Source organism: Pseudobutyrivibrio xylanivorans, from assembly GCF_010906925.1.
Lineage (GTDB): Bacteria > Bacillota > Clostridia > Lachnospirales > Lachnospiraceae > Pseudobutyrivibrio.
The window spans coordinates 1-387 of sequence record NZ_VTVE01000029.1; the positions used below are offsets into that span (position 1 = coordinate 1).

The 387-nt window shown below is 37.2% G+C and carries 1 protein-coding gene; it reads left to right on the forward strand.

Annotation, left to right across the window (positions count from 1 at the left end; genetic code table 11):
- Window positions 1-387: IspD/TarI family cytidylyltransferase (locus F0Q01_RS13760; RefSeq protein WP_205467997.1), on the forward strand; the 387-nt coding region annotated here is incomplete at both ends.

Sequence of the window (387 nt, forward strand, 5' to 3'; positions counted from 1 at the left end):
AATCAATACTGGAACATACTGTACAGGTATTTCAAAATGATAAGAACTGTCGTGCGATACACCTGGCCGCACAACATGATGAAATAGATACATTACAAACAATGCTTATCAATTACAGTAAGTTAGGCATTATCACGGAAGGTGGTAGTGAACGCCAATACAGTATTTATAATGTATTAAAAGCAATTGAGCCGTGTGAGTATATATTCGTACACGATGCAGCTAGACCCTTTGTTACACAAGGCACATTAAGCAAACTTTATGAGTCAGTACAACAAAATCACAGCGTTATCGCGGCATTGAAAGTAATAGATACCATTACACGTTTAGTAACCAAGCAACCGACATGGACATTTAGTCGAAAGTATAAAATCCCAATCCAAACAG